The sequence below is a fragment of the Streptomyces sp. NPDC020996 genome, assembly GCF_040641355.1.
In the GTDB taxonomy this organism is placed as follows: Bacteria; Actinomycetota; Actinomycetes; order Streptomycetales; family Streptomycetaceae; genus Streptomyces.
This window is the reverse complement of sequence record NZ_JBFADM010000016.1, coordinates 68,136-89,545: the sequence shown is the minus strand read 5'-3', so window position 1 is coordinate 89,545 and position 21,410 is coordinate 68,136. Positions and strand designations below refer to the sequence as shown.

The 21,410-nt window shown below is 74.6% G+C and carries 16 protein-coding genes, 2 pseudogenes and 1 riboswitch; of the genes and pseudogenes, 12 read left to right on the top strand and 6 right to left on the bottom strand.

Annotated features, from left to right (window positions below; all coding sequences use genetic code 11):
• Positions 1–47: 47 nt before the first annotated feature.
• Positions 48–2,138, top strand: coding sequence for a PhoX family protein (locus tag AB0G63_RS14525; RefSeq protein WP_360749623.1), 2,091 nt, complete (start codon positions 48–50; stop codon positions 2,136–2,138).
• Positions 2,139–2,204: 66 nt separating this feature from the next.
• Here the strand turns inward: AB0G63_RS14525 and AB0G63_RS14520 are convergent, their stop codons facing one another.
• Positions 2,205–3,158, bottom strand: coding sequence for an endonuclease/exonuclease/phosphatase family protein (locus AB0G63_RS14520; protein ID WP_360749495.1), 954 nt, complete (start codon positions 3,156–3,158; stop codon positions 2,205–2,207).
• A gap of 9 nt (positions 3,159–3,167) precedes the next feature.
• A pseudogene (locus tag AB0G63_RS14515) lies at positions 3,168–3,263 on the bottom strand (alpha/beta hydrolase); the annotation flags it as partial.
• A gap of 161 nt (positions 3,264–3,424) precedes the next feature.
• Between AB0G63_RS14515 and AB0G63_RS14510 the strand changes: the two are divergent.
• On the top strand, positions 3,425–6,700 hold the full coding sequence (locus AB0G63_RS14510; RefSeq protein WP_360749492.1) for an FG-GAP-like repeat-containing protein: 3,276 nt from the start codon (positions 3,425–3,427) through the stop codon (positions 6,698–6,700).
• A gap of 442 nt (positions 6,701–7,142) precedes the next feature.
• On the opposite strand, the gene AB0G63_RS14505 is transcribed toward AB0G63_RS14510, so the two are convergent.
• A complete protein-coding gene (locus tag AB0G63_RS14505; RefSeq protein ID WP_360749489.1) occupies positions 7,143–7,583 on the bottom strand; it encodes a hypothetical protein in 441 nt (146 codons plus the stop codon).
• Positions 7,584–7,709: 126 nt separating this feature from the next.
• Here AB0G63_RS14505 and AB0G63_RS14500 point away from each other — a divergent pair, with 126 nt between their 5' ends.
• The 5 genes and pseudogenes from AB0G63_RS14500 to AB0G63_RS14480 all read left to right on the top strand — a co-directional run.
• Positions 7,710–8,930, top strand: a complete 1,221-nt coding sequence (locus AB0G63_RS14500; RefSeq protein WP_360749486.1) for a PP2C family protein-serine/threonine phosphatase — start codon at positions 7,710–7,712, stop codon at positions 8,928–8,930.
• 69 nt (positions 8,931–8,999) lie between these two features.
• Positions 9,000–10,355, top strand: coding sequence for a hypothetical protein (locus AB0G63_RS14495; protein ID WP_360749483.1), 1,356 nt, complete (start codon positions 9,000–9,002; stop codon positions 10,353–10,355).
• Positions 10,356–10,422: 67 nt separating this feature from the next.
• Complete coding sequence (locus AB0G63_RS14490; protein WP_360749480.1) at positions 10,423–10,788, top strand: hypothetical protein; 366 nt, start codon at positions 10,423–10,425, stop codon at positions 10,786–10,788.
• 8 nt (positions 10,789–10,796) lie between these two features.
• Positions 10,797–10,940 (top strand): hypothetical protein, encoded by a 144-nt coding sequence (locus AB0G63_RS14485; protein ID WP_360749477.1) that lies wholly within the window; start codon positions 10,797–10,799, stop codon positions 10,938–10,940.
• Positions 10,941–10,954: 14 nt separating this feature from the next.
• Positions 10,955–11,473 (top strand): annotated as a pseudogene (locus AB0G63_RS14480) (extracellular solute-binding protein); the annotation flags it as partial.
• A 267-nt stretch (positions 11,474–11,740) separates the two neighbouring features.
• Here the strand turns inward: AB0G63_RS14480 and AB0G63_RS14475 are convergent.
• Positions 11,741–11,914, bottom strand: coding sequence for a hypothetical protein (locus AB0G63_RS14475; RefSeq protein WP_360749474.1), 174 nt, complete (start codon positions 11,912–11,914; stop codon positions 11,741–11,743).
• A gap of 91 nt (positions 11,915–12,005) precedes the next feature.
• On the opposite strand from AB0G63_RS14475, the gene AB0G63_RS14470 reads away from it, so the two are divergent.
• Together AB0G63_RS14470 and AB0G63_RS14465 are read left to right on the top strand one after the other, a co-directional pair.
• Positions 12,006–13,349, top strand: a complete 1,344-nt coding sequence (locus AB0G63_RS14470) for a helix-turn-helix transcriptional regulator (protein WP_360749471.1) — start codon at positions 12,006–12,008, stop codon at positions 13,347–13,349.
• 269 nt (positions 13,350–13,618) lie between these two features.
• Positions 13,619–14,368 carry a GAF and ANTAR domain-containing protein gene (locus AB0G63_RS14465; protein ID WP_360749468.1) on the top strand — a complete coding sequence of 250 codons (750 nt, stop codon included), beginning with the start codon at positions 13,619–13,621 and terminating at the stop codon, positions 14,366–14,368.
• 87 nt (positions 14,369–14,455) lie between these two features.
• Here the strand turns inward: AB0G63_RS14465 and AB0G63_RS14460 are convergent, their stop codons facing one another.
• Entirely contained in the window at positions 14,456–15,229 is a 774-nt protein-coding gene (locus AB0G63_RS14460) for a hypothetical protein (RefSeq protein ID WP_360749465.1), read from the bottom strand.
• Positions 15,230–16,685: 1,456 nt separating this feature from the next.
• On the opposite strand from AB0G63_RS14460, the gene AB0G63_RS14455 reads away from it, so the two are divergent.
• Complete coding sequence (locus tag AB0G63_RS14455) at positions 16,686–17,663, top strand: nucleoside hydrolase (RefSeq protein ID WP_360749462.1); 978 nt, start codon at positions 16,686–16,688, stop codon at positions 17,661–17,663.
• 19 nt (positions 17,664–17,682) lie between these two features.
• Here the strand turns inward: AB0G63_RS14455 and AB0G63_RS14450 are convergent, their stop codons facing one another.
• Entirely contained in the window at positions 17,683–18,723 is a 1,041-nt protein-coding gene (locus tag AB0G63_RS14450) for a HoxN/HupN/NixA family nickel/cobalt transporter (protein WP_360749459.1), read from the bottom strand.
• A gap of 27 nt (positions 18,724–18,750) precedes the next feature.
• A riboswitch (cobalamin riboswitch) is annotated at positions 18,751–18,940 on the bottom strand.
• An 80-nt stretch (positions 18,941–19,020) separates the two neighbouring features.
• On the opposite strand from AB0G63_RS14450, the gene AB0G63_RS14445 reads away from it, so the two are divergent.
• Positions 19,021–19,404 (top strand): metalloregulator ArsR/SmtB family transcription factor, encoded by a 384-nt coding sequence (locus AB0G63_RS14445; RefSeq protein ID WP_360749456.1) that lies wholly within the window; start codon positions 19,021–19,023, stop codon positions 19,402–19,404.
• Between the two features lie 277 nt (positions 19,405–19,681).
• Positions 19,682–21,337, top strand: a complete 1,656-nt coding sequence (locus AB0G63_RS14440; RefSeq protein ID WP_360749453.1) for a glycoside hydrolase family 13 protein — start codon at positions 19,682–19,684, stop codon at positions 21,335–21,337.
• The last annotated feature ends 73 nt before the right edge of the window (positions 21,338–21,410 follow it).

The following is a 21,410-nucleotide window of genomic DNA, read 5'->3' as shown; positions in this document are numbered from 1 at the left end:
ACCCCTAACGTCACGCTCATACCAAGGGCATGCAAGGGGAGAGCAAAGTGCGCAAGCTGCTGCCGATCGTCGGGACGCCGTCCGGCTCGCATCCGGGTGGGCGATCCGCCCTGACCTGTCGTTTCCGGTGTGGTGACGCCTGTTTCCACGAGGTCCCCAACACCAGCTCCAACGAGTACGTCGGCGACGTCATCGCCGGTGCCATCGGCCGCCGCTCGATGATGCGGGCCGCCGCCGTCGTCACCGTGGCCGCCGCGGCCGGTACGGCCGGCCTCGCGGCCGCCCGCCCGGCCCAGGCCGCCGAGGCGGCGGGCGCCGGCGCGGCGGGTGCGACGTCGCACCCCAGGCCGGCGTCGAAGGCGGCGCGCGGGCTGCGGTTCGACCCCGTCGCCCCCAACACCGTCGATGCCGTCGTCACCCCGGACGGGTACGGCCAGAACGTCGTGATCCGCTGGGGCGAGCCCATCCTGCGCGGTGCCCCGGCCTTCGACCCCGACAACCAGACCGCCGCCGCGCAGGCCGGTCAGTTCGGGTACAACAACGACTTCCTGGCCCTGCTGCCGCTGCCCGGCGAGCACGGCCGGCAGCTCCTGGTCGCCAACCACGAGTACACCGACGAGATCCTGATGTTCCGCGGGTACGACCCGGCCAACCCGACCCGGCAGCAGGTCGAGGTGGCCTGGGCCGCGCACGGGCTGGCGGCCGTGGTCGTGGAGGAGGACCGGAAGACCGGCAAGCTCACCGCGGTGACCCGGCACGCCCTGAACCGGCGCGTCACCGCCACCACCGAGTTCCGGCTGACCGGGCCCGCCGCCGGCAGCGACCTGCTGAAGACCTCCGCCGACCCGACGGGCAAGAAGGTGCTCGGCACCCTCAACAACTGCTCCGGAGGCACCACCCCGTGGGGCACGACCCTGCACGGCGAGGAGAACTTCAACCAGTACTTCGCCAACGGCAGCCGCGCCACCGACAAGCGCTACGGCATCGGCACCGGCGCGACCGAGCGAAAGTGGGAGCGGTTCGACAAGCGGTTCGACGTCGCGCAGGAGCCGAACGAGGTGCACCGGTTCGGGTACGTGGTGGAGTTCGACCCGTACGACCCGGCGTCCACGCCCCGCAAGCACACCGCGCTCGGCCGGTTCAAGCACGAGGCGGCGACCGTGCGGCTGACGGCGGACGGCCGTCCGGTCGTCTACTCCGGCGACGACGAGCGGTTCGACTACTTCTACAAGTTCGTCGGCAGCAAGCGGATGAAGCACGGCTCCTCGCGCGCGGTGCGGGAGCACAACCTGTCGCTGCTCGACGAGGGCACCCTCTACGTCGCCCGGCTCACCGGCGACTCGCCCGCCGCCGAGATCGACGGCAGCGGCGCGCTGCCCTCGGACGGCGAGTTCGACGGCAGCGGTCAGTGGATCCCGCTGGCCACCGCCACCGCCGAGGGCGCCGTCTCGCACGTCGAGGGCATGACCGCCGAGGAGGTCTTCGTCTTCACGCGGCTGGCCGGCGACAAGGTGGGCGCGACGAAGATGGACCGGCCGGAGGACATCCAGCCGTCCCCGCAGACCGGCAAGGTCTACGTCGTCCTCACCAACAACACCAAGCGCGGTGTCGGCAGCGAGGCCAAGGCCGACGAGGCCAACCCGCGCAACGCCAACAAGCACGGGCACATCCTGGAGCTGACCGAGCGCCGGAACCGTCCCGAGAGCACCGAGTTCGGCTGGTCGCTGTTCCTGGTCGCGGGCGACCCGGACGACCCGGCGACCTACTTCGCCGGGTTCCCGAAGGACGACGTCAGCCCCATCTCCTGCCCGGACAACGTGGCCTTCGACCCGCACGGCAACCTGTGGATCTCCACCGACGGCAACCAGCTCGGCTCGCACGACGGGCTGTTCGGCGTCGCCACCCGCGGCGAGCGGCGCGGTGAGCTGAAGCAGTTCCTGACCGTGCCGACGGGCGCGGAGACCTGCGGTCCCGTCGTGCAGGACCGGCGCGTGCTGGTCGCCGTGCAGCACCCGGGAGAGGTGGACGGGGCGTCCGTGGAGAAGCCCGCCAGCACCTGGCCCGACGGTCCCGGCCGGATCGTCCGCCCGGCGGTCGTGGCGGTGTGGCGCAAGGACGGCCGCGACATCGGCGTCTGAGACCCGCCGACCGAGGGGCCCGGTAGGGGGTGCGCCCGCCCTCTACCGGGCCCCGTCTTCCGAGGGTCAGCCGCGCCCGTGCAGCGCGATGTCCACGAGCAGGGCGCGGTGGTCGGTGCCCGTCAGGTCGAGGAAGCGGGCGGTGTTCACGGAGAAGTCCGGGGACACCAGCACGTGGTCGATCTGGACGCCGATGGCCGGCGCGGTGCGGGCCGGCCAGCTCGGGGTGCGGTCGTGGCCGGCGAGGCGGGCGGCGTCGCGCAGGCCGGTGTCGAGGACGCGGCGGAAGGCCGCGTGGTCCTGGGAGGCGTTGAAGTCCCCGGCCAGGACAGTCGGGGTGCGCCGGTCTGCGGCGGCGAAGTCGCGCAGCCTGCCCAGTTCGCGGCGCCAGACGCCGACCTGGCCGGGCAGCGGCGGCGCGGGGTGCGCGAGCTGGAGCCGTACCCGGTGGCCGCGGACGTCGGCGACCGCCCCGGGCATGCCCATGGCGCCCCGCACGCCCGCCGCGTCCCGCAGCGGGAACCGGCTGAGCAGCAGCGAGCCCGCGGAGCCGTCGGCGGCGACGGCCCGTCGGAAGGGCAGGGTGCCGCCGAACGTCCGCTCCAGGGCCGCCCGGCACCCGTGCTCGCACTCCTCGACGAACACGACGTCGGGCCGCTCGCGGCGGATCACGGCGATCAGCGAGCCGGTGCCGTGCCCGGACTCGACGTTCGAGGTCAGCACCCGCAGCTCGGCGACCGCGGGCCCGCCCGGCTCGCCGCGCCTGCCGTACGGCTCGACGTACCAGGCCAGCAACCCGAGGACGACGACCCCCCACACCAGCCCGGCCCGCCACCGGGCGAGCAGCGCGAGCAGCAGCGCGCACCCGGTGGGCGCGAGCAGCCAGGGCAGGAAGGCCAGCAACTGCGGCACCGGCGTGACGCCGTCGCTGTCGGCGGCCCGGCAGCCGACGACGACGCTGACGCCGGCGAGCAGCAGCCCCGCGCACCAGCCGCCGACGCGCCGCCCCGTCGATCGCACGCCACGAGCCTACGAGGGGCCGTCCACCCGCGCCAGGAACGTCCACAGCGCCCGGTCGAACTCCTCGGGCCGCTCCAGGTTCGGCAGGTGGGCCGCGCCCTCGAGCCCGCGCCGCCGCCTCGTGCAGGTCCGCGTCGTGCGCGGCAGCCGGTCATGGACATGCTGTTAGGCTCCCCTCACGCGCGTGGGGGGATTGGCCGGGGGGCCGGGAATGCCAGGGCGTCGCCGCACGTCCCGCCATGCCTTCTTCTTGCCTTCCAGGAGGAATGGTGGTCCGACTCGGCCGACACGGCCGCAGACCCGTTCTTGGTCCTCGTTCAGTACGCATCGGTTCGCCGGCGGCACGTACCGCGGCCGTCCTGGCGACGGCGCTGACTCTCGGTCTCCCGCTGGCCGCAGTACCGCAGTCGGCGGCAGCCGCGTCGCAGTCGGCCGCCGAGGTCGTGCTGCCCGCCGCCCCGCGTGCCGTCCCCAGGGCCACACAGATCCTCAACGCGGGAACCAGCGGTTTCCTCTGGGCTCAGGAGGGCGACGACCGGCTCCTGTGGACCGAGTACGCCACCGGAACCACGACCGAGCTGGAGCAGCGGTTGGAGGTCCCGGTCCAGTACGACATCGACGACGGTTACTTCCAGGAGTCCGCCTCCTTCCAGCCCGGCCACTACGGGGACGGGTCCGACACCGTCGCCCTCTACTCGGAGGAGGACTCCCAGGTCACCCTCCTCCAGGGTGCGGGCGACTCCGGCGGCACCGCCGTGGTGCCGGTGCCCGAGTACCACACCTACCGGGGCACCTTCGGCTCCACCGTCCTCACCAGCACCAGCGGCTTCAACGGAAACCCGAACGCCTACCAGATGTGGCGGGTCCAGGACGGGGGCGGGGTCGTGCGGACGCCCGTGACCGGGCTGCCGGACGGTGTGTCCGGCATCGTCGTCGAGGACGGCGACGCCCGGTCCGTCATCCTCCGCTACGAAACCGGCGATGAGGGCTCGGCCCACTGGGGCATCGTCGACCTCGCCACCGGTGTGTACAGCCCGCTGCCCGATCGGGTCTCCCCCGACGACACCTGGGAGGTGACCGGCTTCCGGCTGGGCGCCGACTCGGTGCTGCGGCTCCGCGGCGGGCGTGCCAAGGCCGACCTGTACGACCGTGACGACCTGGCCAAGGCGCCCCGCACCTTCGACACGGGCTCCCTGAGCTACCAGGCCACGTACGGGATCGTCGGCGACGCGCTGCTCGGCGTCGAGCCGATGTCGCCCGGCGACAACAAGTACCGGGGCCAGCCGCTGTGGGCGCTCACGACCGACGGCACGGGCACCCACATGGCCAAGGTCATGGACCCGGCCGCCCAGCGGATCGTCCAGGCACCGGACGGCTCCGTCCTCGTGGCCGGGGCGGAACAGTACGTCGGACAGGGCGACCTCGACTGGGGCGTGTACCGCGTGGCCCGGGGCGCCGACGGTTCCGTCGTCCGTGACCGGGTGACCGCCGTACAGCCGATGCCCGCGCAGGTCCACGGGCTGTCACTCGGCAGCGGCATCCTCACCACGGCCGACAACAGCACGCTCTACGAGCCGGACACCATCCGCGGCGCCTACCGCAGCACCTGGTTCACCACGGGCGGCACTCCGAGCGTGGCCCGGACCACGGTGGACGGGCTGGTCAGCGGACAGGACGGCGACTGCACCGACGGCACCGGCCACTGCATCCGGATGTTCGCCGACGGCGCCGGCCGGCACGGTCGCCGCTATTCCACCGAGTCGGGCCTGACCATGCTGCGCACCAACGGCGCCAAGGACTGGGGCCCGACCCTCGACACGGGCGACTCCGACCCGCAGCTCAAGGACCTCTCCGGACGGTACGCGGTCGTCGACGGCGCATCCTCCGGCCGGCAGTACATCGGCGAGTTCGCCGACGGCTCGGCCGGCAAGGTCCTGCAGAAACGGGACCGGGTCGCCGCGGCGGTCTGGGGCAACACGCTGTGGAGCGGCGCGGCCACCGGAGGGAAGGTCACGGCCACCCGGCTCCCGTCCGGCACCGCCGTCGAGTCCTTCACCACCCGCAACGGCTGCACCCCGTCCGACCTCCAGGCCGTGGGCCGCTGGGTGTACTGGACCTGTGAGGACGCCTGGGGCACCGCGCAGGGCTCGGGCGTCTACGACCGTGCGGCCAAGCGCACCGCCACCGCCCCGTCGGACAGGGTTCTCCTCGGCGACGGTTACCTCGTCGAGCGCGTCGGCGGCATCGGGGCGAGCAGTGGGCTGAACCTCGTCGACCTGCACGGCGGACTGCCGTCCAGCGGCGATCACACGGAACTGCCGAGCCGTAAGCTGGCCGACTGGACCGACATCGGCCGGGACAACCTCTGGGCCGGTCTGAACTGGACGGTGGACCGCTTCGGCGGCGGCGTCGCCTACGTCGACCGTGAGCAGCGCGTCCACCTCGTACCGACCGGCGTTCCGGCATCCGCGCTGTCGGCCATCGACTCCACGGTCACGTCCGGGGCCGCGAACTGGTCCGGCACCTGGTGGCTGTCGAAGCCCGCCGCATCCTGGACGGTGACCGTCCGCCACAAGGCGTCCGGCGCCACCGTGCGCACCCTGTCCGGCTCCGAGGCCCGCGGCCTGCTCAAGGCCGCCTGGGACGGCAAGGACTCCGCGGGCCGCCCGGTCACCAACGGCAGCTACACCTGGACGCTCACCGCCCAGCCCGCCGACGGCCAGGGCGCCGCCCTCAGCCTCTCCGGCAGCGTCGCGGTCACGGCCGGAGCGGCGGCTCCGCGCGACCACGCGGGCCAGGACGGGATCGGTGACGTCCTGACCCTCGACTCCTCCGGCACCCTCACCGTCCAGCGCGGCACCGGTACGGGCACGCTGGGCGCCAAGGTCTCCGGCGCCGGCTGGCCCACCACCGCGAAGTTCGTGCCGTTCGGCGACCTCGACGGCGACCGCTGCAACGACGTGTTGGTCCGGCTGAACAGCGGCGCCCTGCGCGCGTACCGCCCGGCCTGCGGCAAGGCGGTGACGCCCTCGACGCCGTACACCTCGCTCGGCACCTCCGGCTGGAACCAGTACGACGTGCTGACCGCGCCGGGTGACGTGAGCGGTGACGGCCGCCCGGACCTGATCGCCCGGAACGCCTCCACCGGCGCGGTCTACCTGTACAAGGGCACCAGCACGGGCAAGCTGTCGGCGCCCGTGAAGCTCTATGGCGACTGGCGGACGTACAAGAAGGTCGTCGGGGTCGGTGACCTCGACGGCGACGGCGACGGCGACCTGCTCGCCCAGGACAAGTCGAACAACCTGTACCGGTACACCGGCACCGGCAAGAGCACGTTCGAGGCCCGCGTGAAGGTCTTCTCCAACTGGGGTGCTTCCTACAACGCCCTCGTCGCGGTCGACCTCAACGGCGACCGCAGGACGGACCTCGTCTCGCGCGACACCAACGGCAACGTGTACCGCAACAGCGGTGACGGCAAGGGGTCGTTCGGCGGCCGCACGAAGATCGCGACGGGCTGGCAGGGGTACCGGGCCGTCGTATGAGCATCGGCCGCGGGGCGTCCGCGGCCGGGCTCCGGGCAATGCCGCCGTGCGGCTGCCCCGCCGCCTGGCCGCCGCCAGGTCGGGCCGTCGGCGTCGCTGCCGGGCCGTGTCCTCCGGCCGGGCCGCCGGCGGACACGCGCCTGGTCGTCCCGCCGCCGGGCCGCGCTGCCGGCCGCTGCCGACCCGGGTCGGCCGGTCGTGCCGCTCCCGGCACGCCGTTTACGGTCTGCCGCATCCCGCCGTCGCCGGGCACCCCGCGACGCAGCGGCGATACGGCGAGGCCGGCGGCCCGGCAGCGGGGCGGCCAGACGACGGCGCGGCCCGGCGACGGCAGCTGCCGGCGTGCCGCCCGTGTCGCCGTGTTGTCGTCCCGCGTGTCGCGTCGCCAGCCGGTCGCGTCTCGTCGCCGTCCGGCCGGGGCCCGGCCCGGTGGTGGCGTTGGTCAGCGGATGCGGTTGCCCGCTGCGTCCTCGCGTGTGTAGTAGCGGTAGAAGAAGACGGCGAAGACGCCCGCCGTGACGGCGAGGCCCAGTGCCACGCACTCCAGCACGGACGCGCCGCTCTGGTTGAAGAGGAAGGCGATCGCCGCGCCCGCGAACGCGGACTTCGTCAGCGAGTGCAGTTCCCGCTTCAGCCGCGGCGCGAGGACCGCCACGGCGATGCACAGCACCATGAACACCACCCCGGTCACGAAGCCGAACAGGAAGTTCCAGCCGGTGATGGGGCCGCCGTCGCGCCGGTTCGCCGCCGCCCAGTAGCCGTAGATGAGCCCGAGGGCGACGGGTACCCCGTACCGTGCCGCCGTGTGGACGCGTTCGTCGAAGACGTCGGGTGTGCGGGTGGGCCTGACCAGTCCGCCGCGCCTGGGTGCCGCGTGCGTCATGGGAGCACTCCTTCCTCCTCGCCCCGGCTTCCAGAGCACACCGGCGCGGGGGTCCTGGCAAGTCGGCGGACGCGACCGGTTCCCGTCCGGATGCGCGGGGGGCGGACGCGTGCTTCGCTGGGGCTCATGAGCGGGCGGGTGCCGAGGTGGGCGGGCGGCGGCCGGGCTCCGCTCCACCGGGTGCCGCGGGCCGGGCGCGAGGACGTGCTGTACCGGCACCAGCTGCTGCGGGTGCGCGGACGCAGCGTCGCCTGGCTCCCTCCGCTGCTGCTGCTCATCGGCATCATGGCCATCGACTTCAACAGCACCGGCAAGTTCCGGATCATCTCGTGGATCGTGCTGGTGCCGGGCATCGCCGCCGCCATCTGCGGACTGTGGGGCACGGCCGCCTTCGCCGCGCTCGCCCTCGGCGCGTACGTCATCGGGGACCGGTCCTGGCCGCACCAGTACCAGAGCGGCCTGCCCGACTTCATCCTCGTCGCCGTCGGCGGCGTCCTCGCGGTCCTGGCCTGCGCGGTGCGGCTGCGCGGCGAGCGCCGCATGCTGCACATGCGGGACATCGCCGACACCACCCGCCGCACCGTGCTGCGCCCCCTGCCGCCGGGCTGGGGCGGCCTCGACCACGCGGCCGTCTACCTCGCCTCCGACGTCGAGGCGCGGGTCGGCGGCGACTTCTACGACGTCCAGCCCGGCCCGCACGGCACCCGCGTCCTGCTCGGCGACGTCCAGGGCAAGGGCCTCGCCGCGGTCGAGGCGGCGGCCGCGCTGCTCGGCGCGTTCCGCGAGGCCGGCTACCACGAGGCCTCCCTGATCACGATCGCCGAGCGTCTGGAGATCCGGATGACGCGCCACCGTGAGCACACCGCGGCCCTCGGCCGGGACGACGGCGAACGCTTCGCCACCGCCGTGCTGCTCGGCTTCCCGGAGGACTGCCCCGGCGCGGTCGACGTCGTCGTCTTCGGCCACGAACCGCCGCTGGTCGTCGGCCCCGCGGGCGTGCGCGTCCTGCCGCCCGGCGACGGCCTCCCGCTCGGCCTCGCCGATCTGACCGACGAGGGGCCGCCCCCGGTGCACCGGGTGCCCGTCGCCCCCGGCGAGACCCTGCTGCTGACCACCGACGGCGTCACCGAGGCCCGCAACGACGACGGGGTGTTCTACCCCCTCCTCGTGGACGTGGCCGGCGCCGTCGCCACCGACCCGGGGACCGCCGACCCGCGGCGCCTGGTCGCCCTCGTCCGGGACGACACGCTGCGGCACTGCGGCGGGCGGCTCGCCGACGACGCGACGATCTTCGCCGTGCGACGCGTCACGTCCGGGCAACCCGGACGGGTGCGTCTGCCGTCCTGAGGCCCCCCTTTGCACCCGCAGCCGTTACGGTGCTGCCGTACGTGATCGACGGGGGATGGGGAGGGAACGATGCCCGGAACCGTGCTGCTGCTCGCCGCATCGCCGGCGGGCAAGGGGTGCCTGGTGGACGCCGCTTCGGTGCTCCCCGTCCTCGCGGCCGTCCCGCCCGCCGTGCTGTCCGGCACCGAGACCGCGAACGTCGTCGAACTCGCCGACCCCCTGGAGCCGCAGGCCGTGCTGACCCGGCTGCGGGCCGCCGCGGCCGCGACCGGCCCGCTGACCGTGTTCGTCACCGGCCAGCTCCAGCTCGACCGCCGCCAGCGCCTGCCGCATCTCGCCCTGGCCCGTACGACGCCCGCCACCGTCCGCTACACCGCCCTGCCCTGGCACTGGATCCGGGAGGAACTGCGGCTGCGGCCGGCCGGGACGACCTCGCTCCTCCTCGACCTGCACGCCGACCCGGAGACCTGGGAGTGGCTGCGGGCCCACCCGCTCGACTCGGGGCCCGGCCACGCCGTTTACGGTCGCATCGCGCCGCCGCCGGGCCGGCGCGCGGTGGCCGTGCCGGCGTACATGAAGGCGGTGGCGACGATCCTGCGCAGCGGGCACCGGCCGGAACTGGCGGACCTCCACCAGCAGGCGGTGGCGCGGCTGGGCAGCGACGGCTACGGGGACCTGCTGCTGGCGCCCGCGGCGGGGTCGGCGCTGGCGGCCGGGCCCGCGCCCGCGTCGGCGGCCGCGGCCGCGCCCGCGCCCGCGTCGGCGCCGGCGTCGGCCGCGGTGGTCTCCGGCGCCGGGGGCCCGGCCTTCGTGCCCCGGCCCTCCGAGCCTGCGGAGCCCTCCGAGCCTGCGGAGCCTTCCGAGCCCGCGGAGCCCTCCGAGCCCCCGGAGCTTTCCGAGCCCCCCGAGCCTTCCGCCGCTTCCGGCGGGGCCGCCCGCCTGACCGGACCGCCCGGTTCGCAGGCGCCCGAGGAGCCGGACGCCGCCGCGGCGGACGCCGGCGACGACCCGCACGCCGTCATCTCCGACGCCGTCCGGTCCGGGCGGCACGCGGACGCCGACGCCCTCGCCGCCCGGCACGAACAGGCCGCCCTGCGCGCCCACGGGCCGGGCTCCGAGGAGGCGCTGCACTGGGCCGAAGTGCGGGCCGACCTGGCGATGTTCGCCGGGGACCCGGTGCGCAGCTGCCGCACCTGGCTGGCGGTGGCCGCCGCGCGGCTGTCGGCCGGACAGGCGCCGGACGCGCCGGCCGTCGAGGCGGCCGTGGACCGGGCGCACCACCAGTGGGGGCTGATCGGCGACCCGGCCGGTGCGCGGGAACTCGGCTCCCTGCTGGCGGACCTGCGCTCCCGCGTGCCGGGGCGCAGAGAGGGCGCGTTGGAACATGTCCGGCGCCAGCTCGGTCAGTTGCAGACACAGGGTTGAGCCAATTGTGACGCAGTGTCGAACCGACCCTCCCCGGTCGGTGACCCCGGTGCCATGACGGTGTGTCATGGCTGAGGGGGATGGAGTGGCCGACCACGAGATTCGCGTACGGCTGGACCGGACCGCGAGCGAGAGCGACATCGGCGCGCTGAAGAAGTGGCTGGAGCGGGAGACACCACTCGACCGGTTGGCGCGCACCGGCGAGCTGCGGATCGACGTCCGCAGACGCACCGACGCCGAACCGGGTGCCCCGATGGGCATCGGCTCGGAGATCGTCGTGCACTTGGTCGATGCGGGCACGTCCGTCGTGTTTGGGGAGCTGGTGCAACAGGTGAGGCTCGCCGTCCAGGCCTGGCGTTCCAACCGCCGGGACGTCGAGAACGGTGAACCGCCCGGCGCCGACGTCGACGGTGTGGGACCCGACGACAGGTAGGCCGCCCGGTGAGCCGCTTCGACGGGCGTGGCAAGGTGAACCGCGCGCTGCTGGTCGGCGTGTCCGAGTACAACCACACGAAGCCGCCGCACGGGGTGCCCGGCGACCTTCCGGCCGTGCGGCACAACCATGAGGGACCTGCGGGGACATGAGGGGCCTGCGGGACATGAGGGGCCTGCGGGCTGTGCGGGCCGTGGGGCGGACCGCGGCGCTGCTGGCGCTGCTCCTGTCGGCCGCCTGCTCGGGCGGGCCGCAGCCGCCCTCCGACGAGGAGGTGCCAGGCCAGATCGTGATAGCCAGCGGCCGGGACGTCACCGGCAAGAACGGCGTACGCGAGCAGCTCATCGACGCCTGGAACCGGCAGCAGGAACTGCAGCACACCCGCTACAGCGCCCGGCTGGTCGAACTGCCCGGCAGCGCCGACGAACAGCGCAGCCAGCTGCTCGGCGCCCTCCAGTCCGGCAGCGCGACCTACGACGTGGTCAACCTGGACGTGACCTGGGTACCGGAGTTCGCCGCCGCGCACCTGGTGCGCCCGCTGCCGGACGGCATGATCGACGCCGACGTCATTCCGTCCGTGGCCGACACCGCCCGCTGGGACGGACGGGTGTACGCGGCGCCGTTCAACAGCGACGTCGGCCTGCTCTACTACCGGCGGGACTGGCTGCGTCGGGCCCGCGTGCAGCAGACCGACCTGAGCGGCGGCATCAGCTGGACCCAGCTCGGCACCCTGTTCGGCGACAGCGCACCGGACGACGAGACGCTGGCGAGAAGACTGGACAAGGCCCTCCGCAAGGCCCTGCCGGACTGACGGGACCGACCGGACCGAGGGGACTGGTCGGGACCGACCGGACCGAGGGGACTGGCGGGCCCGAGGGACCGAGGGGACTGGCGGGGCCGAGGGACCGAGGGGGGTGGCGGGACCGACCGGACCGGCCGGAGCGTCCGCCCGTCAGCCGCCCTGGGGAAGGTGCAGGACGGTCGCGGCCACCCGGTCGGCGGTGGGCCGCAGGTCCGCCGCCTTGGCCGGGCCGGCGTTGGCGGCCAGCAGCAGGGCGACCACCGCGACGACGGCTGCGCCGAACCCTCTGGCATGACGCTCGGAGATGTGTCGGAGCACGGCCACCTCTCAACGGCACGGGTTAAACGCGTTTAATCCCCGGTTTAACCTAGGGGCGGGCGAGGGGCAACGGCAAGGGCTGCAGGGGGAGTTGGCGATGCAGGAGCGGGACGATCCGGAGACCGTCGGGCGCCGGGTGCAGCGGTTGCGGGCGGAGCGCGGGATGACGCAGAGGCAGCTCGCCGAGCCCGCCTACACGCCGGCCTACATATCCACCCTGGAGGCCGGGCGGGTGCGGGCCTCCGAGGCGGCGCTGCGGCACATCGCCGAGCGGCTCGGGGTGGCGTACCAGGAACTGGTCACCGGGCGTCCGGCCCGCCTCGCCACCGACCTGCGCCTCCGGCTCACCGAGGCCCAGCGCGCGCTCGCCACCGGGGAGGCCGCGCGGGCGGCCGAGCAGTACGCCGCACTGCTCGCCGAGGCCGAGGAGCACGACCTCGTGGACGCGCAGGCCGCCGCCCTGCTCGGACTCGGCGAGTGCGCCCTGGACACCGGCGAACTGGCCGCCGCCCGCCACCACTTCGAGCGCTGCGAGCACGTGCTCGCCGACGCGCCGCTGCCCGCCCGGGTGCCCGCGCTGCGCGGACGCGCCGTCTCCCACTACCTCGCCGGGGAACTCCGTTACGCCGTCTACCTCCTCGAGTCCACCCTCGACGAGCTGAACCGGGGCGGACTGCACGACCCCGACGCGCTGCTGCTGCTGTACGCCGGCATCATCGGGCCGTACATGGACATGGGCGCGCACGCGCGGGCCGCCCAGGCCGCCGAGTTCGCGCTCGCGCTCGCCCCGCAGGCCGGCGACCCCGCGCTCGTCGCCCGCATGCACCGGTCCGTCGCCCGCACCCTGCTCGCCGAGGGCCGTGTCGCCGAGGCCGACGCCTCCCTCGCCAAGGCCGCCGAGCTGTACCGGACACTGCAACTGCGGACCGAACTCGCCAACTGCCACTGGATGCGCGGCTACGTGTACGCGCAGAACGGCGAACTCGAGCGCGCCGAGCAGGAGTTGCGGCAGGCCCTGGCCATGTTCGCGGCCGGGCGCGCCGCCCTCTACGGCAGCCAGGCCGCCGTCGAGCTCGCCGACGTGCTGCACCGGCGCGGGAAGTCCGAGGAGGCGGCCGGACTGCTGCACCACGTCCTCAGCGACCTCAGCCCCGACCGCGGCGCCCTGCACTCCGCCGCCGCCCACCGCCTGCTCGGCATCATCGCCGAGGACGCCCGCGACACGGAGGCCGCCGAGGAGCACTACGTACGCGCCCTGAGCCTGCTGGAGCGGGCGGGCGCCGCCGGCGACCTGGCCGACCTGTGCCGGCTGCTCGGCGACCTGCTGCGCCGCACCGGCCGGGTGGAGGCGGCGCTGGACGCGTACCGGACCGGGCTCGGACACCGTACGGCGCCCGGCACCACCACCCTCGGGCCCGCCCCCGCACAGCCTCCTGTGTGACCCGTCCGGGCCGGCGCTCGCCGCCGCGGGGTTCCGGCGGATGCGGCGCCCGTCCTGCCATCCGTATCTCATCCGTGTCTCATCGGTATCGCATCGGTATCGCATCCGTATCGCATTCGTACGAGACGCGGGGGCGGGCGCGGCCGGAACAGGCGTTTCGGGCCTGGGGCCACGGGTAGTCGGGCGGCGTCCGGGCCACGGGCGGCAGCGCCCCGTACCGGAACCCCCGGACGACGAAGGCCCTCCTGCGAGTGAAGGAGGCGGTGGCAGTGGGGCCCAGGTCCGAGCCTCCAGACAGCCCCGGTGACGCCGGACGGGACCGGGCACCCGGCGTCGAGGCGATCGCCGAGTGGCTGCGCGACACCGGCCCCGGGGAGATCCCGGCCCGCCTGTGCAACGTCGCGGTCAGCCTGCTGCCGGTGACGAGCGCCGGCGTGACGCTGCACACGGACGGCCTGCCGGTGCGGCTGGGCGCCAGCGACGCACAGGCCGCCTACCTGGAGGACGTCGAGGCGACGCTGGGCGAGGGGCCGGGGCACGCCGCCCTGGAGGCCGGCGAGGCCGTGCTCGCCTGCGACCTGGCGACCGGCACGGACGCCCGGCGCTGGCCCGTCTTCGCCCAGAAGGCCACGGCCGCCGGGATCCGGGCGATGTACTCGATGCCGCTGGGCAACGAGACGGTGTGCGTGGGCACGCTCGACCTCTACCGCGACACCCCCGGCCGGCTCAGCGACCGCGACCTGCACACCGCGCGGCTCATGGCCAGGGTCGTGACGGCAGCCCTGCTGATCATGCCGTGGGGGGACGACGACGGCCGGGACGGGGTGCGCTGGCCGGCCGGCCTGGCCCGTGAGCAGGACGAGGTCTACCAGGCCACCGGCATGGTCATGGCACAGCTCGGCGTCTCCGCGGAGGAGGCCCTGGCCCGGCTGCGCGGCCACGCCTTCGCCCGCGACCGCACCGTCGTCGACGTGGCCCGCGACGTGGTGGAACACCACCTGCGCTTCGACCACGAGTGAGGCGGAAACGCGGTCCCCGGCCAGGCCGGTCCGGCGCGGGCGTCGCCCTCTCGCCCTGTCCGGGGCCGCCCACGGCCCGGCCCCGGCCTAGATCTCCGCCCGCCCCTGCCTGCGTACGTCGGTCAGACGCCGCACCGCCGTCTCGACGGCCGTGCGGGTCGTGTCGGGGGAGACGGCACCCAGGCCGCCGTCGGTGAGGACGACGGTGTCCGCGCCTGCCCGGACGACGGCGACGTCCAGCGTGAGAACGCTCCGCTCGCCGTAGTCGGTCTGGCCGCTCAGCGTGACCCGCAGGCCCTGGCGGGCGTCCCCGGCCTCCGGCAGGACGGCCTCGGTGACCTTGACGTCCTGCACGTAGCCCTGGGCGGTGGCCGCCGTGAACCCGGCGCACTCGCGCGGCAGCGTCCGCAGCCAGGCCAGCTTCCGGTCGACGGCCGAGGGCGCGAGGGCGCGGACCTGCTGGCGCAGCTGGGACCCGTCCACGGCGTCGTCGAGACCGGTCTCGGCGACGACGCGCGCACCGGCGCCGAACAGGTCGTCGGTGTACAGGGCGTCGAGGAGCCGCCCGCAGTCCGGCGCCTTGGCGGTGGCCTTCAGCAGCCCGTCCCGCCAGGTCGCGGCCCCCTGGGTGGGGGTCCAGGACGGGCCGAGGTCGGCCGGGGTGAGCAGGGCGGCCTGCGCCTGGTCCCGGGTGAGCGGGCGCGAGGAGAGGGCGTCGGCCGGGGAGGGCGTGGCGGCGCGGGAGGCGGCGGGCGTGGGCTGCCGCGACGCCGACGGGCCGGCCGTGCAGGCCGCCGCGGCCGGCAGGACGCCCGCGCAGAGCGCGGAGACGACGAGGACGCGGGCCGGGGTGCGGGTCATCGGGGCCTCCTGAGCCGGGCAGCTTCCAAGATCGGTACGTCTTCCACGGGACCACCGCCTCCCGGCCCCCACCAGTGCGCCGGGCCGTCCGGGTTACGGCACCGCCCCACCCGCCCGCCACCGAGCCCCGACCGCGCGTCGCGGGTCGGCCGTCGCGGGTTGGCTGCGGCTGTGGCGGGTTGGCTGTGGCTGGTTGGCCGCCGCCCCTCGGCCGCCGTCTGTCGGCCGCCGCCCCACGGCCGCCGCCGAGAACCCGCCGCGCGTCACGGATGGCCGTCACGGGTCGGCCGTCGCCGGTCGGCCGTCACCGGTGGCCCGTGTCACCCGTGGCCCGTCGCCGGTCGCCGGTCGCCGGTCGCCGGTCGCCGGTTGGCTGTGGCTGCTTGGCGGTCGGCGATCGCCGGTCGGCGGTCGCCCGTCGTGCCGCCGCCGAGAACCCGTCGCTGGTTGGCGGTCGCCAGTCGTCAGGTGCCTGGTCCGTGCCTGTCCGCTGTCGCCCAAGGCCTGTCGGGCGTCGCCAGGCGCCCGTTGCGCGCCGGCCCTCGGCCGCCGTCTGTCGGCCGCCGCCGAGAACCCGCCGCCTGTCGCCGGTTGGCTGTCGGCCGTCGCCTCTCGGTCATCGCCACTGGCCCGTCGCCGGTCACCAGGTGCCCGGCCTGGTTCATGGCCTGTCGTCTGTCGCCCGTGGCCCGTCGGTCGTCGTCCGTCTCCCGTCGGTCAACGTCGGTCGTCGTCTGTCTCCCGTCGGTCAACGTCGGTCGTCGACAGGTGCCCGTTGCCTGGCAGCCGTCGCCCATTGGCCGTGGCTCGTGGCCGGTTGGTCGTTGGTCGTTGGCCATTGGGCGTCGCCGGTCGCCAGTCGCCAAGTGCCTGGCGACCTGGCCCGTGCCTGGCGACTGTGGCCCGTGGCCCGTGCTCATGGCCCGTCGCCGGTCACCAGGTGCCTGGCGACCTGGCCCAGGGCCCGTTGCCTTTCGCCTGTGTCCCGTGGCCCCCGGCCCGGCGCCCGGCGGCCTCGCCTGCGGCGACTCCGTGCAGCGCGCCCGCCTGTCTCCGCCCGGCGGTGCCGGAGCGTGTCCGTACCAGGCCATGGGCGGTGCGCGGGCCGTGCGTGGGCGGCCATGGGCGGCCAAGGGGGCGGACGGGTGTCGTACGGCTGCGGAGCGGCCGGGAGCCATACGGCTGCGGGGCAGCTGGCGGTGCCCGGGAGCCCGTCGGCCGGCGAACGGCCGGACCGGATCGCCGCCCGGCGACGCGGTCGGCGTCGCCGCACGGATCGCCGCCCGCGGTGACGGGTGCGCGGTGACGGGTGCGCGGTGACGGGTGCGCGGTGACGGGTGCGCGGTGACGGGTGCGCGGTGACGGGTGCGCGGTGACGGGCCTGCGGTGACGGGTCCGCGGTGACCGGCTGACAGCGGCTGCGTAAGGTCACTGTCCGAGGAGAGAGGAGCCTGCCGTGACCGGTCAGCCCATACCGGTGATCATCGACTGCGACACCGGTGTAGACGACGCCCTGGCCCTGCTGTTCGCCGTCCGCCATCCCGGGCTCGACCTGCGGGCGGTCACCTGCGTCGCCGGTAACACGGACGTGGACGGCGTCGTCCGCAACACGCTGACCGTGCTGGAGCAGGCGGGCGCCCCCGACATCCCCGTCGGCCGGGGCGCCGAGCGCCCGCTGATCGAGCCCGTCCGGTCGGCGCGGCACGTGCACGGCGACGACGGCATGGGCGACCTCGGCCTGCCCGCGCCGGCCCGCACCCCGTCCGGCCTGGACGCGGTGACCCTGCTGCGCCGGGAGATTCTCGGCTCGCCGCGCCCGGTGACCCTGATCCCCACCGCGCCCCTGACCAACATCGCCCTGCTGCTGCGCACCCACCCCGAGGTGACCCGCAACATCGAGCGGATCGTCTTCATGGGCGGTGCGGTGGCGACCGGCAACGCCACGCCGGTCGCCGAGTTCAACGTCTGGCACGACCCGGAGGCGGCCGCGATCCTGCTCACCGCGGGCGTGCCGATCACCATGTACGGCCTCGACGTGTTCCAGCGGGTCGTCGTGCCGGCCGCAGAGGTACGGCGCCTGCGGGCGAGTACGGAACCGGGCGCCCGCCTGGCCGGCGAACTGCTCGCCCACCGCCCCTCCGCGCCCGACCCCGACGGCGACGACCCGGCCGGCGGCCTCGGCGACGCGGGCGCCGTCTGCTCGGTCGCCGACCCGGCCGGCATCACCACCCGGCTGCTGCCCGTCGAGGTCTCCCTCGCCCCCGGCCCGACCCGCGGCCAGACCGTCGTCGACCGGCGCGCCCGCCCCGGCGAGTCCGAGATCCACGAGGGCGGCCGCGGCCGGCCGTTGGTGGACGTGGCCCTGGACGTCGACGTCCCCCGCTTCGTCCGCCTGTACCTGTCGACGGTGGAACGGGGGACCAGCCGCTCCTGACCCGCCCTTCCGGCCGCGCTCAGTCCGCCTTCGCCGGCCGGGCCGCCCAGCGTTGCTCCACCCTGGCCAGGCGCCAGTACGTCACGGCCACCGCCCAGACGACCACGAACAGGCCGACGATGACGTAGCCGACGTCGCCGACGTCGAGACCGGCCAGCTGCATCGTGCCGATGACGAAGGCGACGGCGATGGACAGGCCGGTGATGGTGACGTTGTAGTAGACCTTGCGCACGGGGTTGGAGAAGGCCCACTGGTAGGCGAAGTTCATGAACGTGCCGTCGAGCGTGTCGAACAGGCACATCCCCGCGGTGAACAGCAGCGGCAGGCACAGCACCGCGTACCACGGCAGGCCGGCCGCCGCGCCCGAACCGGCCATCGCCAGCAGCACCACCTCGGTGGCCGTCTCGAAGCCGAGCCCGAACAGGAAGCCGACCGCGTACATCTGGCCGGGGCGGGAGACCGACCGGGTGAGGCGGCCGAGGAAGCGGTTCACGAACCCCCGTGACTCCAGGTGCCGTTCGAGTTCCCGCTCGTCGTACGTGCCCGCCCGCATCACCCGGAAGACCTTCAGGATGCCCACCAGGGCGACCAGGTTGAGCGCGGCGATGAGATACAGGAACGTGCCGGCGACCGTCGTCCCCATGAAGCCGAGGACCTGGTGGACGGACGAGTCGCGGTTGGTCACCCGGTCGGCGAGGTGCGTGCCGCCCGCGGTCATCGCCGCCAGCACGATCACCACGCTGGAGTGCCCGAGCGCGAACCAGAACCCCACCGACACCGGCCGCTTGCCGTCGGCCATCAGTTTGCGGGTGGTGTTGTCGATCGCCGCGATGTGGTCGGCGTCGAAGGCGTGCCGCATCCCGAGGGTGTAGGCGGTGACGCCGAGCCCGATGCCGAACGTGCGGGTGCCGACCTCGTAGTGGCCGGGGGCGACGAGCAGGAACAGGATGCCGAACGCGGCGACGTGCAGGGCGGCGATGACGGCCAGCAGGCCGGCCGTCTTCACCGTGTCCTCGCGCCGCCAGCGGAAGGAGGCAGAGTTGTGGGCAGGGTCGGTCATACGGTCACGCTCCAGCACCTCGTGGATCACTTCGTGAGCTGCCGTGGCCGGTCTCCTGGCTTTCAGGTCGTGCGTTCCCGGCCCGCCTTCCCGGCCGCCTCGCGGCGGCCAGTGGCTGTCCCGTAGGGGACGTGGACCGGCAACTCCCTGATCACAGTGGCGAGGGCCGCTCCGGCATCGCACCGGCTTCCCGAACACCACGGCCCGCCCACCGTAGGGGCCGGGCCCCTCTCCTGCATAGCTGCACACATGCGCAGGTATCGAAGATCACAGAGGGACGCCTGCGAGGATGGTTCCATGCATCTCGTCCCGGCCGACCGCGCGGACCGCCGCGCCATCGACGGCCACCGGGTGTGCGACGCGATCGCCGCCATCGGCGACGCGGGCCGCGTCCGCGCCTGGGCCGACCGTTTCTCCCTGCTCGCGGACCCGAAACGGCTCGCGCTGCTCCTCGCCCTGCACCGCACCGGCCCCCTCGCCGTGTCCGACCTGGCGATCGCGACCGGTATGAACGACCCCGCCGTGTCCCAGGCGCTGCGGCTGCTGCGGGCCGCCGGCGTGGTGGCCGGCGAGAAGGAGGGCCGCGTCGTGCGCTACCGGGTCGTCGACCCGGACGTACAGGCACTGCTCGCCCACTGCGGGGCGGACGGCGGCTGGGACGGCGGCTCGAACGGCGGCTGACCGGACGCGCGGGGCGCGCGGCCGCACCCCGATACGCGGACGCGCGCGGCGTACGACGGGGCCTGCGCGCGGGGCGGACGCGCGGCGCACACCGGGGCGGACGCGCGGTGGACGCGCCGCGCACGACGCGGCGGACGAGGGGCCGGACGAGCCGACGAACCCCCGGAGCCGGAGGTTACCGGGGCGTTCCGGGTTCACCCGGCGGGCTGTCCGGACAGAGTTGTGTCTACAGAGTTGTGTCTGTCGTCTTTTCTCCGGCCCGTCCGAAGGGGAGCACGTGAACCACCCCGTGCCCGACCTCTCGTCCAAGGACCCCGACTGGTGGCGGCAGGCCGTCGTCTACCAGGTCTACCCCCGCAGCTTCGCCGACGCCGACGGCGACGGGCTCGGCGACCTCGGCGGGATCACCCAGCGCCTGGCCCACCTCGCCGCCCTCGGCGTCGACGCCCTGTGGCTCAGCCCCTTCTACCCCTCCGAACTCGCCGACGGCGGTTACGACGTCGTCGACCACCGGGACGTCGACCCGCGCCTCGGCACGCTGGACGACTTCGGCGCCATGGTCGCCGAGGCCCACCGGCTCGGCCTGAAGGTGCTCGTCGACCTGGTCCCCAACCACACCTCCCACCGGCACCGCTGGTTCCAGGAGGCCCTCGCCGCCGGCCCCGACTCGCCCGCCCGCGACCGCTACGTCTTCCGCGACGGCCGCGGCGCGCACGGCGAACTCCCGCCTTCCGACTGGCAGTCCGTCTTCGGCGGCAGCGCGTGGCAGCGGGTGCCGGACGGGCAGTGGTACCTGCACCTGTTCGCGCCCGAGCAGCCGGACCTGAACTGGTCCCACGAGGAGGTGCGCGAGGACTTCCGCACCACCCTGCGCTTCTGGTCCGACCGCGGCGTCGACGGCTTCCGCGTCGACGTCGCGCACGCCCTGGCCAAGGACCTGAGCGAACCGCTGCGCGACCTCGGCGACCTGCCCCGGGTCGCGGAGGAGGCCCTGCTGCGCACGGAGCCGGGCAGTCACCCCTACTGGGACCGCGACGAGGTGCACGAGATCTACCGCGACTGGCGGACCATCCTGGACGCCTACCGCCCGCCCCGCGCGGCCGTCGCCGAGGCCTGGGTGCCGGACGCCCGGCGCGCGCTGTACGCCCGCCCCGACGAACTGGGCCAGGCGTTCAACTTCGAGTATCTGCAGGCCCCTTGGGACGCCGATGAGCTGCGCCGGGTGATCGCCTCCTCGCTGCGGACGGCCGGCACGGTGGGCGCCTCCGCGACCTGGGTGCTGTCCAACCACGACGTCGTACGCCACGCCTCACGGCTGATGCTGCCGCCGGGCACCGACGAGAACGCCTGGCTGCTGTCCGGCGGGCACGCCCCCGCGGTGGACGGGGCGGCCGGGCTGCGCCGGGCCCGGGCGGCGACCCTGCTGATGCTGGCGCTGCCCGGATCGGCGTACCTCTACCAGGGCGAGGAACTCGGCCTGCCGGAGGTCGCGGACCTGCCCGCCGAGGTGCTCCACGACCCGATCTGGGAGCAGACGGGCCACGTCCGCAAGGGCCGCGACGGCTGCCGGGTGCCCTTGCCGTGGACGACGACGGGGCCGTCGTACGGCTTCGGGCCGGGCCGGGCCTGGCTGCCGCAGCCGCCGGGATTCGCGGCGTACTCCGTCGAGGCGCAGGACGGAGCCGAGGGCTCCACCCTGGAGCTGTACCGCAGGGCACTGCGGCTGCGCCGCAAGCTGCTCGACGGCGAGTCGCTGACCTGGGCGCAGGACGCCCCCGACGGAGTCCTGCACTTCACCCGCTGCGACGGCTGGCGGTGCGTCACCAACCTCTCCGCGACCGCCGTCCGGCTGCCGCCCGGGGAGGTGCTGCTGAGCAGCGCGCCGGTCGAGGACGGCCGGCTGGACCCGGACACCACCGTCTGGCTCGCCTGACCGCACCGCACGCGCCCGGTCGTCACCGCACCGACCTCGGCCCGGTGGTCACCGCGCTGCCCTCGGCCCGGTC